This is a genomic window from Bacillus sp. FSL R5-0447 (assembly GCF_038606125.1).
GTDB classification, from domain to species: domain Bacteria; phylum Bacillota; class Bacilli; order Bacillales; family Bacillaceae; genus Bacillus; species Bacillus velezensis.
This window is the reverse complement of sequence record NZ_CP152012.1, coordinates 1,967,464-1,985,453: the sequence shown is the minus strand read 5'-3', so window position 1 is coordinate 1,985,453 and position 17,990 is coordinate 1,967,464. Positions and strand designations below refer to the sequence as shown.

Sequence of the window (17,990 nt, the reverse complement as noted above, 5' to 3'; positions counted from 1 at the left end):
GGGTATTGCCCCACCGTGGGTTAAGCTTTTTCTAAATATGTCTATTCTCACTTTCATACGAACAAAATCATTAAATTCGACTTTACAACTACAACTGGTCATTGTGGTTAGTCGGATAATGGTCATTTATGAGGGTTCGAGGTTAACTCGGATGTCTGTATCTTAAAGAGACAAGAATGGCTATTATCGGGCTAAACATGCCTATAGGCAACAACTTAGCCTCTAAACTTTTCAGGACGGAGGGTCAATTTTGGTTGAATTTGATTATGACGAATTAAAGAAGACAATCCTCAAAAACTCCAAAGCTAATGGAATTGAAATTACTGATGAGCAAATTGAATTGTTTATCTCTTCTGAAGAAGAATATATGAGAAGTATTGGTTTGATCTCTGAATAATTTCAATATCAGAGGCAAGTTTTAATGCTTTTAAGCCACCTACGGCAATAGATGGCTCTTTCTCAGTAGACGGCAATCTACTGATTCTGATTCAGTTCTTTTTTCACTTCAATAACGATTTTTCGAATGAGTTTCTCAAACGCTTTTGAAGCAAGAATGCCTGTCATAGTAATAAGCATAAAAAATAAATTGCGGTGTATTGCTTCGGCTTGCACTTAGGTAAGGAAGATGCGTCTCCCTCCCCTTTAAATAATACCCTTGTAAGCTTTGTTGCTTATTATGCGGCCACATAAAAATATTCCGGGTTAGCGAGTCTTCTATACTCGTAAAATAAGTGAAATGGCTTTTGAGTGCTTGATCACCGCTCCCATTTCACAGAAAAGGATTATTTTCGGTCTTGCCTTTTCAATTTCACTTAACAACACGTTCACTTTATTTCACTTTATCTCCTTCAATGTTCTGTATGGAGACTTACCTTTCCCATGCACATACCTCCTTACACGGGTCAGAGAAAACTGTGCAAAATAAATGGCGAGCGTTTGAGACGCTTTGTTTCTCAATAAGGCGTGTAACCCGACAAGAGCATTTAAAATGCCATTGAGAAGGCTTATTAGGGTCTTTCCTTCTCAAATTTTTTTCCTTGGCTCTCAGACTCTAAGGGCTGAGCAGTTGGCAAGCAACATAAAAACTTGATATATAAGATGTAAAGGTAATAGGAACTTTTAACACATTCCAGAAAGCGTGTATTATTTGTTGTCATAGCTCATCTGCCATGTGTAGAAGGAGCCAGCTGGATTTCGCACAGCGATAACCAGCCTTTTATGCTCATGTACCATGATGTACAAGGAGTTCCTGAAGGCGTCATAATGGCGTCTTTTGTTTTTTCGCCTTACTTATAGTTTGTCGACTACAAAGGTTTCAATCGCTGAACCCGTAATCAGCGTATTCCCTGTCGATCCGAAGGCTTGCGTTCCCTACGTGAGCTACTGACGTAGGTGAAACGGGGTTAGAATGTAATCAGAACAAGGCCATCTAAATCGTTAGAAGGTCTTTTTGTGCTTGCGTTTTACTTTACCAATCATCCGGAATGTGCTTACGAGCCTTCCGGTACGCAAGTTATCAATAATCTCCTTCGGGCGTTTCCCCAACGCCTATCCGACTTATCTTTTCATCTCCTTTATATCCCCTTTTCGGACGTTACCGATGCTTCGGATCATCGGGCTTCCGAAGGAGCTTATTGTACGTAAATAAAACACATATTGGAGGAACTTAAATTTGGCTAAAGGTAAAAAAGAATATTCTTTTAAAAAATGCACTGTAAATGTAGATGAAGATCAAATTATTGAGCATAAAGGTGATGGTATACACATTCACTCACTATCTAAATACCTAAGAGAGCTTGAAAGCAAAACAGATCCAATTGATTTCACGTTAAAAAGTGATAGTAATGTTGTTCCTCAAGAAACTGAAGGACTTTCTGAGTAGGTGGTGACTGAATGATCGATCCTATTCAAACAAAGCGCCACTCAGATGAAAATCTTAAAGAATGGAAAATTAGAATTTGCTCTAATAAAGACATCTATAATCTTAATTGGGAAGAAATCAAAGATTTGATCAATAAAGAGACCGGTGAATCTAAGGGAGAATCTGCATATAGAAAGTGGTTTAACAACTTCATCGAAGGTGTTGAATACCAGAAAGAGAAATCTGCAGAGTCCAACTCCTCCCTTATTGAAATGGAAATGAAAAAGGTTGAAATTATGGAAGAGAGAAAAAAGCTCCAAGCTGTAAAGCATGAAATACATAAGAAAACTAGTGTTAAGAGCAGAACAGAGCTTATTTATGAAAATGTAACTGAGGCCATCGAGAAAGTAGGTACTCCCCCTCCTCCTTCCTTCTATCCATTGAAAAGAAACGAAAGAAAAAGGGCTGCTGTTCTTGGATTTGGTGATGAACATTTTGGGAAGCAATTTAAAAGCTGTAATAATGAATACAACGAACAGATTTATTTGCAGCGGATGAATCAGATTCTTTCTGAAACTGTTGAGCACATAAAAAAAGAAAACTTGGACGAGCTAGTTGTATTGAATGGCGCAGACAGTGTTGAAGGTATGGCATTGCGTGTATCACAATTAACAGCCCTTCAGTATGGTTTTATTGACCAAGTGATTAAATACTCTAGGTATAAAGTTGAATGGCTCAGAGAGCTTTCTAAGCACGTTAAAATCAAATACATACATATCCCCTCTGCGAATCATACAGAGTTACGATTGCATAACACAAGCCGCTCAGAAATGCCTAAAGAAGATGTTGAGCGTATCATTGCAACGTATATTCACGACATGCTCAAAGGCAATGAGCGAATTGAGACACTTCTTCAAGATGAAGGAATTGTGGATTTTAAATTACTTGAATTTGAAATCATTGCTTGTCATGGACACCAGATTAAAAACAAAAAGAATGCTATTCGTGACATTTCACAGATGAAACGAAAATTCTACGATTATATGTACATCTCCCACTTCCACCACGGAAATATGCTCACTGTAGGTGAGGCAGCCACTCACAATGTCCAAGTAATACAACTCCCTTCTGTTATGGGTTCCGATGAATACAGTGACAGCCTAATGACAGGTGCAAAAGCTGGAGCAAACTTATCAATTTATGAGTCTGGAAAAGGCCGGACTATTCAGTATGATTACATATTAAATTAAAGAAGGCCTAATAGTAGCCTTCTTTAATAGTTTTATCTTGTAAATTCCTCTAAGTCTTTAATGTGAGTAGATACATCTTTTAAAAAGTCAATTGTCTCAGGTGAATCATTTAAGTAATCAACTGTCAATAATTCCTTTTCTTTAATCTCGCTGATGAGATTTCTAATAACATTTTGAAGCTCAGTTTTTTTATCTGTAATGAAATAATACTTAACTCGATTACCTTCACGTGAAATTCCTAATCGATCGACTGGCTGTGTAGATAATTTATTCAATACACCTCGAAGAACACCATTTCTATACTCACCATTCTTAACTAGTTCAGGTATCTTTTTTGCTAGTTCTTCAAGAAGCTCTTTTTCTGTAAGAGGGTGTTTTGAATCCTTTAAAACCACTGGAATATTTTCACGTACAACATCTGATAATGTAACTTTGTTTTCCATAAAACGATCTCCCCTTCTATATTGTAATACACAATTAGTATAAGTTAACCTTAAATCAGGTGTCAACATCTAATTACGGATTTTTAAATCTGTATATTAATCATTAATCTTTTTTTAATAAAACTTTAATTTTATCCAAACCAAAGGGAGATTTTTATGAGTATAATTATGCCTTCAGTTGCACGTTCGGAAAAAATCAAATACAGAGAAATTGACTTTGACAAAGTTAAAACAGTTGAGGATGTAAAGCTTTTGCTCAGTAAATTCAACTTTAATATTCGTGAAAAAGATTGGGACAAATTTAGTCACTTAACTAAAGATGAAGTTAAAGAGACTGTTTTGACAAACTATTAAAAATAAATAATGCGATGAGGATTGATGAGAATGAAGAAAATAGGGTTTGATTACCTTAATAGACATTTAGCAACATTGATAAGACTTAGAGAAGCTGGCCACAAGTGTGATCAGGAAATCAGTCAGGTTTTACGCTGCTTGCATAAAAATCTATTTGAAAGAGAATTATTTTTTCCATCAGATAGAAAATGGACAATGATAGAGAACGTTGATAAAGATTTACAAAGTAGATTTCACAAAAAAGCCCCAAAACTTGTTTTCGTAGACACTGCTGACCGCGGTAAAGGAAAAACAACTTTCCTTATGACTTTATCACAACAAAACAATATTCCTGTAATTGTAGGTACGAATACTGAAGAAAATATTTATAAACAACTTGGAGAAGAAAAAGGTATAGGTTGCGTTGTTATTCCGGCCAATCGTATATTAGGCAGACGCTTAGCGAATGGTGTATATATTGATAGCACTGTTACCAAAGAGCAACTAAAAACGATTAAAGAGCTGGACGTTGAAATTAAGGGGGGATTTTATCATGACGATGTCCTCTCTTCTTTAGTTTAAGCGCCTTTTTAGAACGCCCAGTGATGATTGAGGTAACCCCCTTCCTCTTTATTGCTGGGCGTTTTATAAAATGTGTTTTGGACAATAACATGGAGGTGAATGAATGCCTAGAAAAGCCAAAGAAAAGGAAAAATTGATCTGTGCTGCTTGTCAAAAAGAAAAGGACAAAGAGTCAGGGTTCTACAATTCACGAAGTAGCCTGTATGAGAAGACAGGAAAAGTCCCTATTTGCAAGACTTGCTTGAAGAAAAACATTGATTATAACAATATTGAATCAATATATACAGTCTTACAACAGATTGATGTTAAATTTGATCCGTTGTATTGGGATCAAGCTGAAAAGAGAAAAACTGATACATTTAGCGCTTATATGACTATGGCTAATTCATTAAAGCAATTTAACGGGACTGGTTGGAAAGACAGTATATTTGTAAAAGAAGAAATTAAAAACGTTACAACAAATGAAGAAGAGAAACAAACCACGCAAAATATTGATTCAGATTATCTAGAGAAACTTAAAGAAAATTACGGATATGGTTACCCCGATGACGACTATCTCCTTTTCGAAAAGAAATTCCTTCAACTCAAACCCTCTTTTCAGTTACTTACCACAATGCATGAAGAGTGCTTGCGAGAATACTGTGTAAATAAAGTATACGAGACACTTGCAAAAGCAAAAGGAGATTTCAAACAGGCTAAAGACTGGGCTGCAATGGCAAAAGATACAGCTGAAGCAGGTAAATTAAAACCTTCTCAAATGAGTAAAGCTGATTTATCGCAAGGTCTAGATGGATTTGGTCAATTGGCCAGAATGGTTGAAGAGAAAGTTGACATTATCCCTATCTTACCGAAGTTTGTTTCTCAACCAAAAGATAAACCAGATGTTGTTCTATGGTGTTATTTGAATTATGTTCGGGACTTAAAAGGTCTTCCTGCGGCTGATTATAAAGATATCTACAACTTTTATGAAGAACGGAGAGCTGATTATGAGAAACAAGAATTAGATAATGATCCTTCCATGAGGGAGTTATAAATATGGCTTCGAGAAAGAACTTTCAAAGAGATAATTTTAAATACACCAAACAAAGTTCAAGATTAGACAGCGACCCTGAATTCAACTCCCCTGTTCAAGCAAATCAAAATAAGGTTGATACTTTTGAGCGAAATTTAGACAAATGGATTGAATTTGTTCAATGGGCAAGGTGGTTTCCTGATTTATGGTACGACTTAATTAAGCCAGAAAAAGGCGGCATGAGGCTAGACTTAGATCAAAGGGTTTTCCTAAGATGTATGAGTCGTTTTGTAAGTACGTATGGAGTTTTCCCTCGTGGGTTTGGTAAAACGATGCTTGAGTTAATGTCAATTTACCATACTGCTATTTGGTTTCCTGATATCACAATAGCCATGTCAGCACAAACCAGAGAAAACGCTGCTTCAATTAGTGAAGAGAAACACAATGAAATTATGAAGTGGTTTCCTTTAATGAAAAATGAATTAGCTGGGAGACCTTCTTTTACTAAAGACTCTGTTGAGGTTAAGTTTTCTTCAGGAGGAGTTTATTCTGTACTGGCAAATGCACAGTCTACAAAAGGCCAGCGTAGAAGAAGGCTAAATGTTGAAGAATCAGCTCTTTTAAATAACGAGCTATTTAAAGATGTGCTTGAACCAGTAGTAAACGTACCCAGAAGAACAATTGGTAAGCTTGCTACAGTAAACCCTTTTGAATTGAACGGAATGATTAATTACCTAACAACGTCAGGCTATCGAGGATCGGATGAATTCAACAGGATTTTAAACATGCTTGATGAAATGGCTGATTTAAAAGGGAAAATTGTTCTAGGAGCAAGCTGGGAGTTACCTTGTCACTTTGGCAGAGGTGAAACACGGACTCAAATACTTGCAAAGAAAAACGATCCTACAACCTCATCAACTGCTTTTGCAATGAACTATGAGTCTAAATGGGTTGGTGCGAGTGATGGAGCACTTATCAACATTAGCAAATTGATCAAAGCAAGGACAATTACAAACCCAGAACTGACCTGCCCTAGAGATAAGAATAAGAATTTCTTATTAAATGAATATGTGATTGGGGTCGATGTTGCCCGCTCAAGTGAAAAGTCAAACAACAAAACAGCCATCATTGTTCTGAAGATTATTCGCAACTCCAATAATGCAATTAGACAAGTCCAGGTTGTAAATATAATCGAGCCACCAAATGGATTGAATTTTAAAGAGCAATCGATCATGGTTAAAAGGGTTTTCAAAAACTATGGAGGTAATGAAGATCTATCTATATCAAGAGTTAGAGCTGTGATTGTGGATGGAAACGGAGTCGGAAGTGGACTAGTGGATAGACTTCTAGAAGATGTTACAGATCCAGAAACGAATGAAGAATTAGGATGCTGGGCAACAATCAATACTGATCAGAAGCCAGATGTTCCAAACTCCCCTGCTATTGTTTACAACCTCAAATCTCAAGGGATTAATGACAAGATTATTACCACTTTCTTAGATTATGTTGAATCTGGAAAGTTGAAATTATTGAGACCATATGAAGAAATAAAAAGCAAAAAAGTCATCAGCGACGATATAATGGTTGAGGCCACATGTATTCAAACACAATTATTAATTGATGAAGTAGCCAACTTAAGGCTAAAGAAAACACAGAACTCAATTAGCGTTGAACAAGTAGTTAAACGTATTGATAAAGATAGGTACAGTGCATTGAGTTACGCTCTTTACTACATAGCTTTATTTTTAGAAAAGGAAGAATCCGATGATGAGTATTCATTTGGATTCTTTTTTAATTAGAAATTGAGGAGGTGAATAATGACTACACCTGAACCACAGCCATCATATGAGTTTAATACAAATTTAACACCGCTTGATTCATTGTTCTTTAATGATTTATTTAACGGCATTTCTTACGACAAAGTTAAATCATGGCTGAAAGACCACAACGCCTACAATAAACAGATTAGAGATGCCTCTAAATTGCTTTATAACGCAAATGGTGTGTATAGAAACGTTATTGACTACATGGTAGCCCTCCCTACTTTAGACAGAGTTATTTTGGGATCAAGTAAAGTGGATAGTTTCAAATCGAACAAACAAAGATTCAACCTGGCTTTAAGAAAAATCGGCGACAAAAGTGCTGTCAGGGATGCATTAGGAAAACTCAGTAAATATGGCACTGGTTTTTATTATTTTGATTCTGTGGTGAATGATTCCTTCCCCACTACTCTAAGTGACAATGAGATCGGATCAATAACTGAATCAAATGCTATTGACGACTTTAATTGTTCCGTTCTCCCCCTTCCTCTCGATTATTGCAAAATTATAGGCAGGAAAAACTCCTCTTATCAGTTAGCTTTTGATGTCTCCTATTTTGACAAGTTCACAAGTAACGGAAGATCGCTCAAGCTTAGACGATGGCCAGAAGAAATTAGACAAGGCTATAGGGCTTATAAGAAAGATCAAAATCGAAAATGGCTAGTTCTTGATAACAATAAGACCATTGCTGTTAAAGGAAGCAGCGACATTGAAGATCAATGGGGACGCCCAATCGGTTTATCTGCATTTATTGATATGGTTTATGATGAATACTTTGTTGACACTAAACGGAACATTTTAGATGAGCTCAACAGCACTTTAATTTATCAGACTTTCCCTGAAGGTGATCAAAAAGGTAAATCTGCATTATCTCAGAAGCAACAGGAACAGCAGCATGAGAATATAAAAAAAGCATTAGTTGCTAAAGGAAGCGTTAAAGGTGTTAAGTTCTTCTCCTTGGCTTCGGGAACAAAATTAGACAAGTTAGAAACCAATGTGGATTTCTTGAAGGTTAAAGGTGAAGACGAGCTCATTAAGCGAATTACTACAAATTTAGGATTTGCCGGTTCTGCTCTCAACGGGCAAGATGGTAACTACTCTTCTCAACAAACCAATATCGAGATGGTTTCTTCCCAAATATTCTCCTGGTTAGAACAAATTCAAAGTGAGTTTAACAAGGTGATAAACGCCAATATCATCAAAGATCCTCGCTCTTATATTGAGGTTTATTACCTCCCTCTTACTCACGTTAACAGGAAAGAAAAAGTCCAAAACATGAAAGATCTTTATACAAGTGGTCGAGGTAGCCTTATTGCTTGGATAGCCGCGACTGGATGGAATCCTGATGCTTACTTATCCCTAATGGAATATGAAAAAGACGAAGGTTTTGATGAAAAGTTCCCTGTTCATGCGACCTCTTTCACAATGAGTAAGAATAGCGACAAGTCAGCCGGCGCACCTGAGATCGACGATCCGAAAAATGAAAACACGATTAAATCGAAGACAAATAACAGTAACGGAACGCCTTCTGGCTCTTGAGAGGAGGTGATTAGTATTTGAAAAGCACGATTTTAGAAATTAACAATCAGAAGAAAACCAGTGGTCAGACATACATCAAGTGGGTCGTTCTTGAAATTCATGAAAACAATACTCAGTTTAACAAGAATGGCATTACCTGGCTGGAGAAATACATAAACGCTAACCTTGAATCAATCAAGTTAATGCCAATTTGCGCAGAGTTCTTGGATGATGAAAACAGTGAGCCATTCGGACACGGGTTAACAGAAGTCAAGGACGGTACCCCGCTCTTTGAAAACAGCGCTGTGGTTGGTACGACCACCAATGCTTACATTGATACTATAGATGTTAATGGTGAGCCAAAAAGAGTGTTAATAGCTGAAGGCTTCCTATACAACCAGCGCTACCCTAAATTTGTTCAATGGTTAAAATCAAAAATGTTTGATGGTGATTTCCCTGAAACCTCGGTTGAGATAGCAGCTGTGGAAGGTTCAGATGCAATTGAATATGAAGGTGGCTGGAAAGAGCAAGGACGTATACCTATGAAGTTTGACTTTACAGGTGATGCAATTTTAGGTATCGATCCTGCAGATGACGCTGCCATTTTACTTGAATTAAACAGTAACCAAAAGGAGGATAATTTAATGTCAAAATCTCAAGAAGAAGTAGTCCTTGAGTTAAACAACAAACTTGATAATAAGAATAAAGAAATTGGAGAGTTAAATCAAAAAGTTGAGAAACTTACTGAGGACTTAAAGCAAAAAACTGAAGAACTGAATGCTGCTGTTAAAGCTGCAAAGGATGAAAAAGCTAAGGCTGATGCAAAAGAAAAAGAAGCGCAAAAAGCCAAGGATGAAAAAGCCAAGGCAGATGAAGAGCTTAATTCCCTAAAGGAATTCAAAAACAAGGCGGTAGCCGAAAAGATGCAAGGAGAGCTTAACCAAGCTTTAAAGGAATATTCCCCTGAAGAAAAGGATGTCGCAAAAGAGAAAATTGAAATGTTCTCTAAGTCTCCTTCTATCGAGCTTAAGAACGAAATTATTTCTGAAATCAACTCAGCAATCGCTCGATCCTTCATCGCTGAACGCTCAAAGAAACAAGCCTCTGAGACTAATAGCAAAAATTTCGATATTTATTCAGACGTTCGTGATTCTGGGCAACAAGGTTCAGTGACAATTGATGATCTTTATTAAGATAAAATAACACTTTTATAAAATTTAGGAGGAATACTCAATGTTCAAATTCGGAACAATTGGTGCTTACAAACAAGTACGAAATAATCCACGCTGCAAGGCTAGTGTCGATTTAGTCCCTGGTTTAGCCGTAATCCCTAACGATTCTTCTGGTAACGCATTCCCGCCAGGCGCATCTTCAACTGCAAAAGGTGATGTGTATGTTGTTGGAAACATTATTGATAAACCTGAAATTCGCAATAAAGAAGACTTCAAAGTTCTAAAAGGTGAATATGTCCTTGCATTTAATTTAGCAGACTTAAAAGGACTGCCAATTGAACTCAGCTCAGACGTGGTAGTTGATTATGATGCGCTTGTTAAAGATGACGTATTGGTTCCTGCTGCGGACAAAACAGGTAAATGGGTTAAAGCTGGAGATGACGTTGCGGAGTTTAAAGTATCTCTAAAAGTCTTAGAGAAAAATACATTTGGCGGAAAAGGTTTGTACCTAACAGTACAGGCTTAATTAATATTCTGGAGGTAATTATTAATGTTTACAGTTGAATTAAATAATGTTCAAAAAGACTCAAACCATTATGCAAATGCTAAATTGAATGCTAAGTCCCCTATTGTAGAAATCTTTTCTGCAGCTGCAACAGGTCAAGATCTTTCCAAGTTTGGAGCAAAAGCCAATGCTGCTATGACCCATGTGAAGGAACTAGCTTCCAAAGCTCTTATGGGCAACCCTGTAGCTAAAGCCGAGATCAACACAATTGTGCGTTATGCCATTGAGCCTAAGCTTATTTCAGCAATTAAGCTATTTGATTTTATGGGCACATTTAGAACTATTGGCTATGATCAGCAACCAATGATGACAACATACGCGCATGAATCCATCCGAAGCCAATTCCAAGCTTCCCGCGGTGACGTACCGTTCGCTACTACAACTTGGAGCGAATATCCAATTGGAACTCAAACCATTTCTTCTGGCTATGCTGTTAACTATCGTGAGATTCAAAGTGGAAACCTCGATAAAGTAGCAGAAGGCATGGAGCAAGTTCAAACAGATATGATGAACAAAGCAATGTACTATGTTGTAAATGAAATGTTCAATGCAATTAAAAATGCAACAGGCGTTAAATACTTTGCTGAAACTGAAGGTATCACCAAATCATCTGTAGACGATATTATCACAAAGATTCGCCGATTTGGACAACCTTCTATTGTTGGTGACTTTTCTGTTGTTTCTCAGTTAAATGACTTTGCAGGGTTTCAGGCTGTAGCCGGAGATGCTTCAAGCACTAAGCTCCCTCAATCTGTGATGGATGAGATCCGAAGAACAGGATTGCTTAACACTTATAAAGGTTCTTCTGTTGTAGAATTACCTAACGCTTATAATCTTACTGAATTAAATAAAGCCGGCGACAACTTCAAAACATATCTTCCTGAAGGACTTCTTTTCTTCGTTCCTCAAGGTAAAAAATCCCCTCTTCAAGTATTCCAAAAAGGCGGACTTACTTCAATGAATGGTAACGACATTATTACTGGAACAGAGATTACTCGTTTTGATATGGAAATTGGGGCTGGTGTAGCAAAAGGACAAGAACATCAAATTGGTCTCATCAGAGACACAAAATATGAATTACCACAAATTTAAACAATTTAAAATCTAGGAGGGCTGTGTCCCTCCTTTTATTTTTGGAGGGATTACATGTCTTTTAATTTAGATAAAAAGATCACAATTAAAAACCTATGTCCATGGGATTTATATTTCCGAAAGATTGACACTCACGGAGACTTCAGATTGCCAGCCAATGGGATTAGACAGATTACAGCTGGAGAAGTGCAATCCCAAGTCTATGACAATACCTCGCTATTCACTGGAACTGACGGTCAAGGTACTCATGCCAAAATCTATATTGATGACAAAGAAACCCGTGTACACTTAGGTTTTGAGACTGATGATAAAGACGATAAGCAAGAAGTTGTTACTGTAGAACGGATTAAACAAATCTTGGGGTATAAAACACAAAAAGCCTTCGAAGAAAATGTTCAAAAAGAAATTTTACTTGAGTCTGAAAAAGCTCAGCTGTTTGATGTGGCTAAAAAAGAAAAGATTAATGACTACGCTAAGATTAAGTTCATTGAAGAATACACTGGATTTAAATTTGATACTCAATCATAAGGGGGTTAAATCTTGACTACCTATGATGAAATCATAAACGTTTTCCATTCAAAGTTTCAGTCAAATGAAATATTACCAGATGGACTTGAGTATCAGTTTTTCAAGAACGCTATTGGTGAATATGAAACAGATTTAACTGAACTGGGTTTTGATAAAGAAACAAAAGATTTTAAAGAACCCCTCTCCCCTGCTCAAATTCAAATTTTAGGAAGACTCATGTACAAAGATTATTTAGGAAGATATCGAGACAGAGCCTTAAAATTAAACAACATTGTAGGAAGAGATATTCAATTGACAGGTTTATCTAATACTAAAGCTCAGGTTAATAGATCCTATGAAGATCTTGTCGATGAGATTGAAAAAAAAATGAGCAAACTAAAAGTAAATAATTTTGATTGAGGTGGTTCGGTGTCTGTAGATTGGTATCTTACCTCTTCTTCAAATTATTTGAGTGGCTGGGAAAATGAAGAGTTTAATTCAAACAAGTATGAAATTTTCAAAGAAATCTTAGCAAATTCACCTGAAACTTACGATATTAAATTGAATGGCAAGCCTGCACAGGTAATAATTCAAACCACTCAGGACAGTGAAACAAAAAAAGTCCTTACAGTTTTAGGTTTATTAAATCGTGGTGACTTGATTTTGTATGACGGTAGTTACTGGTTAGTTAATTCACGCCCTACCGATAACAAAATGAATGACAGTGCTACTATGCGGCTTTGTAATTCATCAATTAGTCTAACATCTTCTGACAAACTAATTGATTCCGGAAAGATCGATGAAGTTACAGGGAGACCGATAAAGATTAAAGTGCCTGGTGAGAAGATTGACATCCCGTGTGTTTTAGAACGGACAACCTCAACAATTGGATCAGAATTGGCTATAAATATTCCTGAAGGGCAAGCACATGTCACCATCCCCTTTTTAAAACATGAAAAATTAAAGAAGGGTCTTTTTCTTTCTTTTTATGGTGAGGAATTCCGTGTTGATGATATAGACTATTCCAAGGTCTATGGAGACATCGGAACAATTAGACTTATAGCCAAAAAGAAAGTTGGAGGTGATAGTGAATGAGTATGATGGTCGAACATATGACAACTGTATTCAGAACTATTATAAATGACACAGAATTGAATCGTCTTCTATATTATAAAGATGACCCTCTCTCCTCTTCTCTCCCTGACGTTCAGACATTGGAAAATTATTATGATCCAGTTGATGATTCCCCATCGATATTAAACTCCATAATCAAACGTGCTCCCAAAACTGATGATTTAACCGATCAACCAATTTGCAGGCTTTGTGTCTATCTTGGTAATGGAATCCCTAAACCCTCAACCCAAAGTGTGATGCTGCTAGATCAAGATTTGATGATTGATGTTTATACACACATTAACACCTATGAAGAGACTGAATTCAGGAACCTGAAAATTACGGATCGTGTTTGTGACATGCTCTTCAATCAAAATTTTGCTGGTATCGGTAAAAATGTTAAATACACAAGACTGCTCATATCGAACGCACCTGAAGGGTATTTGGGATACAAATTGATATTTACTTTCGGAGCAAGTAAATGAATGTGTTAAAGGATTTTTTCTTTTTAGGAAGGCCTATTAATACTGAAGTCGGTGCAATAAGCTTTATCCACTTAAGAGATTACCCAGAGTACATAAGCGAGCTAAATATGATGAAAATGAGCAAGAAGGAAATCATCAGAAACTTTTCAAAAATCAACAATGATGGTTCATTAAATGATTTAATTATCGAATTGAAGAAGAACAGCCTCTTCAAAATTGTTCATGATTACTTACCTGAATTTAACCAAGCTTATTTTAAAGTGTTTAGCAAAGTATTTGTGGACAAAGAATCACTACATCTTATTGATCAGAAAGCATTTAATAATGTTAGAAAATTGATATTAGAGATGCATTGCTTGACTGAAGAGAAAATTGTTGAGAATGATGAATTGCAGGAGTTTCATGATTTAAATAATCAATTAAAGCTTCAAGATTCTCAAAATGATTTAAAGGACATCGCCAGCTGTGTGGCTGCTTTTAATGGATATACATATCAAGAGGTAGCCGATATGACAATTTATCAATTGTACCTGTCATATTACAGAATGGGCGAAATAATGAATTATAACACTTCTGCGTTATTTGCCACTGTTTCAGCTGATGTGAAAATCGGTGACTGGAATAGTCATGTTGATATGTATAAAGAAGAAAAGCACCACCTCAGTACAGCAGATGCTAAAAACTTAGAGCAATTATTCGGAGACTGACTTTCAGTCTCTTTTTCATTTTAAATTAGGAGGAAAACACTTGGCAAAACAAACAGTTATCCATGAAGTTGGTAAGGTGCTAACCAAAAGGCTTAGTGACCATAAAGTCGTTGCATCTTCTGTAACGCAAATGACTCAGTTCTCGCAACAAGTCCAACAAGACTTTTTAAAAGGTGGATGGGGAAATAGAGACCTTTATGTCATCAACTCAAGCAAAGAAGTTTCAGGTAATGTAAAAAATGCTTTCTTTGATCTTGATTTTATGGCAATGCAGCAAGGTGTAAAAATTGAAAATGAGACGATTTCTGTATGGGAAGATGAAAGTCTTGTTGTAGATGATTCTGGAACGGTCAAAATCGCGTATACTCCTTTATCCAAAGTCTCACTTACAAATGAAGACGGAGATCAACAAGAATTTAGTGTTTCAGACAAAACAATTACTGTTCCTGAAACGTTTGCTACTAAAGGGAACGCTGTAACAGCTCATTATCAAATTGAAGTTGATGCAGAAACAGTTGAAATTAGTGGTGAAAAATTCTCCGAGAACTATTACTTCGAAATTCACACACTAGAGTACGATCCAAAGACATCGAAAATTTACAGTGATCTCTATATCCAGTTGCCTAAAGTTAATTTCTCTGGTGAAGCAGACATGTCTTTAGAAGCTGGGCAAGCCTACACACCAGAAATTGGTTACCGAGCATTAGCTGATGACAATGGCAAGATCGGTACTTTTGCACGTGTTAAGCGTAACCCAGATGGGACAAAAGGAGTTAAAACGGAACAAGAAGATGCGGCATCGAAAAGCAGTGTAGACATTGGAACAACGCAAGAAACAAAATAACGTTAGGAGTTTGATATCTTGGCACTTTTAAACAAAGACGGAGACATTTACACTTCAGCTCGAGACGATGGAACTGGTAAACCAATTACCGACATTCATCTAAAATCACAAGAAAAACCAGTACAAGTTGACTTTCCTCAAGCTGGCTTGGATGCTATCAAAGAGATCCAAGTACAATCCCCTTCCGTGACCTTGAATGAAAGAGATCCCGGTTTCTCCTCATTTAAAACGGATAAATTCACTGTTACTTCAACAGCTCAAAAAGTTACCGCAGGTATCACTGACAGAACAGCACTTACTATTTATCCTCCTGCAGAAGGCACGATTTATATTGGAAACTCTACTGTGACTGCTGATACAGGTATCCCATTGACAGCAGGTGACAAACCTTTTTCAGTTCCTGTCGCTGCTGGTAAAACACTTTATGTCTATGTGATTAATGACGGTACTGACAGAGACGTAAGAGTATTTGAGGCTAAATAATTTGAGGGGATTCTTCCCCTCTCCTTTTTAAATAAAAGTCAGTTTTTAAACAGATTTAGGAGGTGGAGTTGTTGACAGAAACCGATGCAAATATTTTAAAAACCATTCCAGATAAAGCAACCTTTACATTCCACGAAGCAACAACTGCCCCGTCTGAAGGTGAAGAATTTGTAGTATCACATTATCGGGATATTACTGTTAAGATCTCTGGTTCCTCAACTTCAAGAGAAATAAAATTCTTTGCCGTAGATGAAAATGGTGAAAAGACAGAAATTGCTGGAACAAACAAAACTGATTTTCAATTAGGTACGGGCACATTGAATACAAATGAAAACTGGGATTTCGATATTGCGGGGCTTTTCAAATTCATGGTTGAGGTTGTTTCCGTAAATGGAGATGTAACGATTAAAGGAATTGCGGTGAGTTAATGAGTAGTAGCAAATTTGTAGGTCAACTCAAACAAAACAATGAGCAAATTAATAATCTTAAAGATCAATTTTTCAGAACTGAATCTCATATGTCTGATCATGAAAAACGTTTGAATGACAAAGTTGATGAGTTTATGGAAAAGCAGAACTTCGAATTAAAAATGCACATTCAAAACAATGCGAATCCACATCAAGTCACAAAAGAACAAGTCGGATTATCAAATGTAATCAATGAAGAGCAAGCCACAAAAGTGAATTTTGATAGCCATCTCGACGATAAGAAAAATCCCCATTCAGTTACTAAAACCCAAGTTGGCTTGTCTAAGGTTGATAATATTCAACAAGCAGCGAAAACCGATTTTGATGCTCACGATGCAGACCTAGATAGACATATCACAAAGGATGAGCGCAGTTATTGGAACGGCTCAGATGACAGGTCGAAGTCTTTTTTAGCTGAACATACTAACGATCAATCAAACCCACACAAGGTTACTGCTGAACAGGTCGGGCTTGGGAATGTAGACAATGTAAAACAAGCTACTAAAAATGACTTTGACAATCATCTTAATGATACTAATGTCCATATCAAAAAATCTGAACGGGATAAATGGAACGCTGCTCAACTTTTCAAACTCACTGCCGATGATGGAAAAGTAAACTACAAAGACAGTTCCGAAAAAACGGAATACAATGATTTGATTACCACGGGGTTCTATTTAATCGCCAACCAGGGGCTCCACTCCCCTGCTAACTTGTCCAATGTCTATTTGGTTGTCATGAATTATGGTGATACAATAGCCCAATTTGCTTTAGAAGCATATTACGGAACTCATAGTTATTTCCGATTTAGAAAGAGTGATTCAACTTGGACTTCATGGCAAACACATGAAACGACCGACGGAGCACAAACAAGAGCTACTACTGCACTCAACTCAGCTAAAACCTATACCGATACCAAGCTTTCCTCTACGACATGGTACACTCCTACTTTACAGAATGGATGGGTTAATTACACTGATGCTAACTCTACAGATCAAACAGTGTTTAAAACTCGATACACAAAGGACGCTGTAGGAACTGTCTTTGTAGAGGGTGCTATTGCAAAAGGAACAATTGGCTTTGGAGTGGCAGCATTCACCCTACCTGAGGGTTACAGACCTGGAAGAGCGTTTCAGTGGGTTGGTGTAGCTTCCCAAGCGGGAATGTCAGGTGTCCCGCAAACTCACAGAGCGCTTGTTGACACTGACGGAAAAGTTATCATAGAAAATAGCTCAAACACCTCCAAACCCAATGATTACATTAGCTTAGGCTTTAGTTTTAAGGCCGTGTAGGGAGAATATTATGATGCAAGTATACAAATATGACGAAAATTATATTTACGAATCCCCTGTTGTACTTGAAGATGGTAGTCCGCTTCCTGATAATTGCACTACTATAGCTCCATCCGATGGTCTTTATATTCCTAAATTCAGTCCCAAAACGAAAAAATGGGTTGAGTCCGCCTCCAAAGAATACATTGACAGTTTAAAACCCCTTGACCCCGAGCCATCGGAAGCTGAAAAAGTTAAAAAACAATTAAGTGATTTAACATATCAACTAATGATGGATGGTGTACTTTAAATGAATTGGTATGAACTTATAAAAGATTATTACAACGATGGCAATGGTGTGTGGGACGAATATCGTGTAGCACAAGCTGTAGTCAAAGGAAAAATCACACCAGAACAGTACGAAGAAATTGTTGGAAAGAAATATATTGAACCAACTACCTAATT

23 protein-coding genes and 1 pseudogene are annotated in these 17,990 nt (G+C 36.9%); 23 read left to right on the top strand and 1 reads right to left on the bottom strand.

The window, feature by feature from the left end; translation table 11 throughout:
- Positions 1-250: 250 nt before the first annotated feature.
- The 4 genes and pseudogenes from NYE68_RS09810 to NYE68_RS09795 all read left to right on the top strand — a co-directional run bounded on the left by NYE68_RS09810 (position 251) and on the right by NYE68_RS09795 (position 3,111).
- Entirely contained in the window at positions 251-397 is a 147-nt protein-coding gene (locus NYE68_RS09810) for a hypothetical protein (protein ID WP_181461937.1), read from the top strand.
- A gap of 194 nt (positions 398-591) precedes the next feature.
- Positions 592-703 (top strand): annotated as a pseudogene (locus NYE68_RS09805) (hypothetical protein); the annotation flags it as partial.
- A gap of 969 nt (positions 704-1,672) precedes the next feature.
- A complete protein-coding gene (locus NYE68_RS09800; RefSeq protein WP_215532395.1) occupies positions 1,673-1,882 on the top strand; it encodes a YonK family protein in 210 nt (69 codons plus the stop codon).
- Between the two features lie 11 nt (positions 1,883-1,893).
- Positions 1,894-3,111: a hypothetical protein gene (locus NYE68_RS09795; protein WP_053574379.1), complete on the top strand. Its 1,218-nt coding sequence runs from the start codon at positions 1,894-1,896 to the stop codon at positions 3,109-3,111.
- A gap of 32 nt (positions 3,112-3,143) precedes the next feature.
- Here NYE68_RS09795 and NYE68_RS09790 read toward each other — a convergent pair whose 3' ends face one another.
- Positions 3,144-3,554 carry a hypothetical protein gene (locus tag NYE68_RS09790; RefSeq protein WP_053574380.1) on the bottom strand — a complete coding sequence of 137 codons (411 nt, stop codon included), beginning with the start codon at positions 3,552-3,554 and terminating at the stop codon, positions 3,144-3,146.
- A gap of 156 nt (positions 3,555-3,710) precedes the next feature.
- Between NYE68_RS09790 and NYE68_RS09785 the strand changes: the two genes are divergently transcribed.
- The 19 genes from NYE68_RS09785 to NYE68_RS09695 all read left to right on the top strand — a co-directional run bounded on the left by NYE68_RS09785 (position 3,711) and on the right by NYE68_RS09695 (position 17,988).
- Positions 3,711-3,908, top strand: a complete 198-nt coding sequence (locus tag NYE68_RS09785; RefSeq protein WP_160182811.1) for a hypothetical protein — start codon at positions 3,711-3,713, stop codon at positions 3,906-3,908.
- A gap of 30 nt (positions 3,909-3,938) precedes the next feature.
- A complete protein-coding gene (locus tag NYE68_RS09780; RefSeq protein WP_160182812.1) occupies positions 3,939-4,469 on the top strand; it encodes a hypothetical protein in 531 nt (176 codons plus the stop codon).
- Between the two features lie 103 nt (positions 4,470-4,572).
- The gene (locus NYE68_RS09775) at positions 4,573-5,502 is read left to right on the top strand and encodes a hypothetical protein (RefSeq protein WP_201741784.1); all 930 of its coding nucleotides are present in this window, start codon (positions 4,573-4,575) and stop codon (positions 5,500-5,502) included.
- 2 nt (positions 5,503-5,504) lie between these two features.
- Positions 5,505-7,280 carry a hypothetical protein gene (locus NYE68_RS09770; protein WP_201741785.1) on the top strand — a complete coding sequence of 592 codons (1,776 nt, stop codon included), beginning with the start codon at positions 5,505-5,507 and terminating at the stop codon, positions 7,278-7,280.
- Between the two features lie 18 nt (positions 7,281-7,298).
- Positions 7,299-8,840: a hypothetical protein gene (locus NYE68_RS09765; protein WP_218791666.1), complete on the top strand. Its 1,542-nt coding sequence runs from the start codon at positions 7,299-7,301 to the stop codon at positions 8,838-8,840.
- Between the two features lie 17 nt (positions 8,841-8,857).
- On the top strand, positions 8,858-10,012 hold the full coding sequence (locus tag NYE68_RS09760; protein ID WP_218791665.1) for a hypothetical protein: 1,155 nt from the start codon (positions 8,858-8,860) through the stop codon (positions 10,010-10,012).
- Between the two features lie 40 nt (positions 10,013-10,052).
- The gene (locus tag NYE68_RS09755) at positions 10,053-10,517 is read left to right on the top strand and encodes a hypothetical protein (protein ID WP_047474209.1); all 465 of its coding nucleotides are present in this window, start codon (positions 10,053-10,055) and stop codon (positions 10,515-10,517) included.
- 24 nt (positions 10,518-10,541) lie between these two features.
- Positions 10,542-11,648, top strand: coding sequence for a hypothetical protein (locus tag NYE68_RS09750; RefSeq protein ID WP_020954175.1), 1,107 nt, complete (start codon positions 10,542-10,544; stop codon positions 11,646-11,648).
- Positions 11,649-11,702: 54 nt separating this feature from the next.
- The gene (locus NYE68_RS09745; RefSeq protein WP_020954176.1) at positions 11,703-12,176 is read left to right on the top strand and encodes a hypothetical protein; all 474 of its coding nucleotides are present in this window, start codon (positions 11,703-11,705) and stop codon (positions 12,174-12,176) included.
- Positions 12,177-12,188: 12 nt separating this feature from the next.
- Entirely contained in the window at positions 12,189-12,575 is a 387-nt protein-coding gene (locus tag NYE68_RS09740) for a hypothetical protein (protein WP_020954177.1), read from the top strand.
- Positions 12,576-12,584: 9 nt separating this feature from the next.
- Positions 12,585-13,250 (top strand): hypothetical protein, encoded by a 666-nt coding sequence (locus tag NYE68_RS09735; protein ID WP_160182814.1) that lies wholly within the window; start codon positions 12,585-12,587, stop codon positions 13,248-13,250.
- Positions 13,247-13,753 carry a hypothetical protein gene (locus NYE68_RS09730; protein ID WP_160182815.1) on the top strand — a complete coding sequence of 169 codons (507 nt, stop codon included), beginning with the start codon at positions 13,247-13,249 and terminating at the stop codon, positions 13,751-13,753. Before NYE68_RS09735 ends, NYE68_RS09730 begins: the two co-directional genes overlap by 4 nt.
- Positions 13,750-14,460, top strand: a complete 711-nt coding sequence (locus NYE68_RS09725; protein ID WP_053574386.1) for a hypothetical protein — start codon at positions 13,750-13,752, stop codon at positions 14,458-14,460. The genes NYE68_RS09730 and NYE68_RS09725 overlap by 4 nt, the downstream gene beginning before the upstream one ends.
- 40 nt (positions 14,461-14,500) lie before the next feature.
- The gene (locus tag NYE68_RS09720; RefSeq protein WP_053574387.1) at positions 14,501-15,304 is read left to right on the top strand and encodes a hypothetical protein; all 804 of its coding nucleotides are present in this window, start codon (positions 14,501-14,503) and stop codon (positions 15,302-15,304) included.
- Positions 15,305-15,322: 18 nt separating this feature from the next.
- Positions 15,323-15,787 (top strand): hypothetical protein, encoded by a 465-nt coding sequence (locus NYE68_RS09715; protein WP_207719809.1) that lies wholly within the window; start codon positions 15,323-15,325, stop codon positions 15,785-15,787.
- Positions 15,788-15,858: 71 nt separating this feature from the next.
- Positions 15,859-16,215, top strand: a complete 357-nt coding sequence (locus NYE68_RS09710) for a hypothetical protein (RefSeq protein WP_342494087.1) — start codon at positions 15,859-15,861, stop codon at positions 16,213-16,215.
- The gene (locus NYE68_RS09705) at positions 16,215-17,546 is read left to right on the top strand and encodes a pyocin knob domain-containing protein (RefSeq protein ID WP_342494086.1); all 1,332 of its coding nucleotides are present in this window, start codon (positions 16,215-16,217) and stop codon (positions 17,544-17,546) included. Before NYE68_RS09710 ends, NYE68_RS09705 begins: the two co-directional genes overlap by 1 nt.
- A 13-nt stretch (positions 17,547-17,559) precedes the next feature.
- Positions 17,560-17,835 carry a hypothetical protein gene (locus NYE68_RS09700; RefSeq protein WP_332274793.1) on the top strand — a complete coding sequence of 92 codons (276 nt, stop codon included), beginning with the start codon at positions 17,560-17,562 and terminating at the stop codon, positions 17,833-17,835.
- Positions 17,836-17,988: an XkdX family protein gene (locus NYE68_RS09695; RefSeq protein WP_014470095.1), complete on the top strand. Its 153-nt coding sequence runs from the start codon at positions 17,836-17,838 to the stop codon at positions 17,986-17,988. It begins immediately after the preceding gene.
- The last annotated feature ends 2 nt before the right edge of the window (positions 17,989-17,990 follow it).

What these genes read in the sequence shown, in the direction of transcription:
- NYE68_RS09785 (WP_160182811.1), top strand. Translation starts at nt 3,711, where the DNA reads ATGAGTATAATTATGCCTTCAGTTGCACGTTCGGAAAAAATCAAATAC.
- NYE68_RS09695 (WP_014470095.1), top strand. Translation starts at nt 17,836, where the DNA reads ATGAATTGGTATGAACTTATAAAAGATTATTACAACGATGGCAATGGT.
- NYE68_RS09790 (WP_053574380.1), bottom strand. Translation starts at nt 3,554, where the DNA reads ATGGAAAACAAAGTTACATTATCAGATGTTGTACGTGAAAATATTCCA.
- NYE68_RS09730 (WP_160182815.1), top strand. Translation starts at nt 13,247, where the DNA reads ATGAGTATGATGGTCGAACATATGACAACTGTATTCAGAACTATTATA.
- NYE68_RS09795 (WP_053574379.1), top strand. Translation starts at nt 1,894, where the DNA reads ATGATCGATCCTATTCAAACAAAGCGCCACTCAGATGAAAATCTTAAA.
- NYE68_RS09775 (WP_201741784.1), top strand. Translation starts at nt 4,573, where the DNA reads ATGCCTAGAAAAGCCAAAGAAAAGGAAAAATTGATCTGTGCTGCTTGT.
- NYE68_RS09745 (WP_020954176.1), top strand. Translation starts at nt 11,703, where the DNA reads ATGTCTTTTAATTTAGATAAAAAGATCACAATTAAAAACCTATGTCCA.
- NYE68_RS09765 (WP_218791666.1), top strand. Translation starts at nt 7,299, where the DNA reads ATGACTACACCTGAACCACAGCCATCATATGAGTTTAATACAAATTTA.
- NYE68_RS09780 (WP_160182812.1), top strand. Translation starts at nt 3,939, where the DNA reads ATGAAGAAAATAGGGTTTGATTACCTTAATAGACATTTAGCAACATTG.
- NYE68_RS09755 (WP_047474209.1), top strand. Translation starts at nt 10,053, where the DNA reads ATGTTCAAATTCGGAACAATTGGTGCTTACAAACAAGTACGAAATAAT.
- NYE68_RS09770 (WP_201741785.1), top strand. Translation starts at nt 5,505, where the DNA reads ATGGCTTCGAGAAAGAACTTTCAAAGAGATAATTTTAAATACACCAAA.
- NYE68_RS09725 (WP_053574386.1), top strand. Translation starts at nt 13,750, where the DNA reads ATGAATGTGTTAAAGGATTTTTTCTTTTTAGGAAGGCCTATTAATACT.
- NYE68_RS09700 (WP_332274793.1), top strand. Translation starts at nt 17,560, where the DNA reads ATGCAAGTATACAAATATGACGAAAATTATATTTACGAATCCCCTGTT.
- NYE68_RS09705 (WP_342494086.1), top strand. Translation starts at nt 16,215, where the DNA reads ATGAGTAGTAGCAAATTTGTAGGTCAACTCAAACAAAACAATGAGCAA.
- NYE68_RS09750 (WP_020954175.1), top strand. Translation starts at nt 10,542, where the DNA reads ATGTTTACAGTTGAATTAAATAATGTTCAAAAAGACTCAAACCATTAT.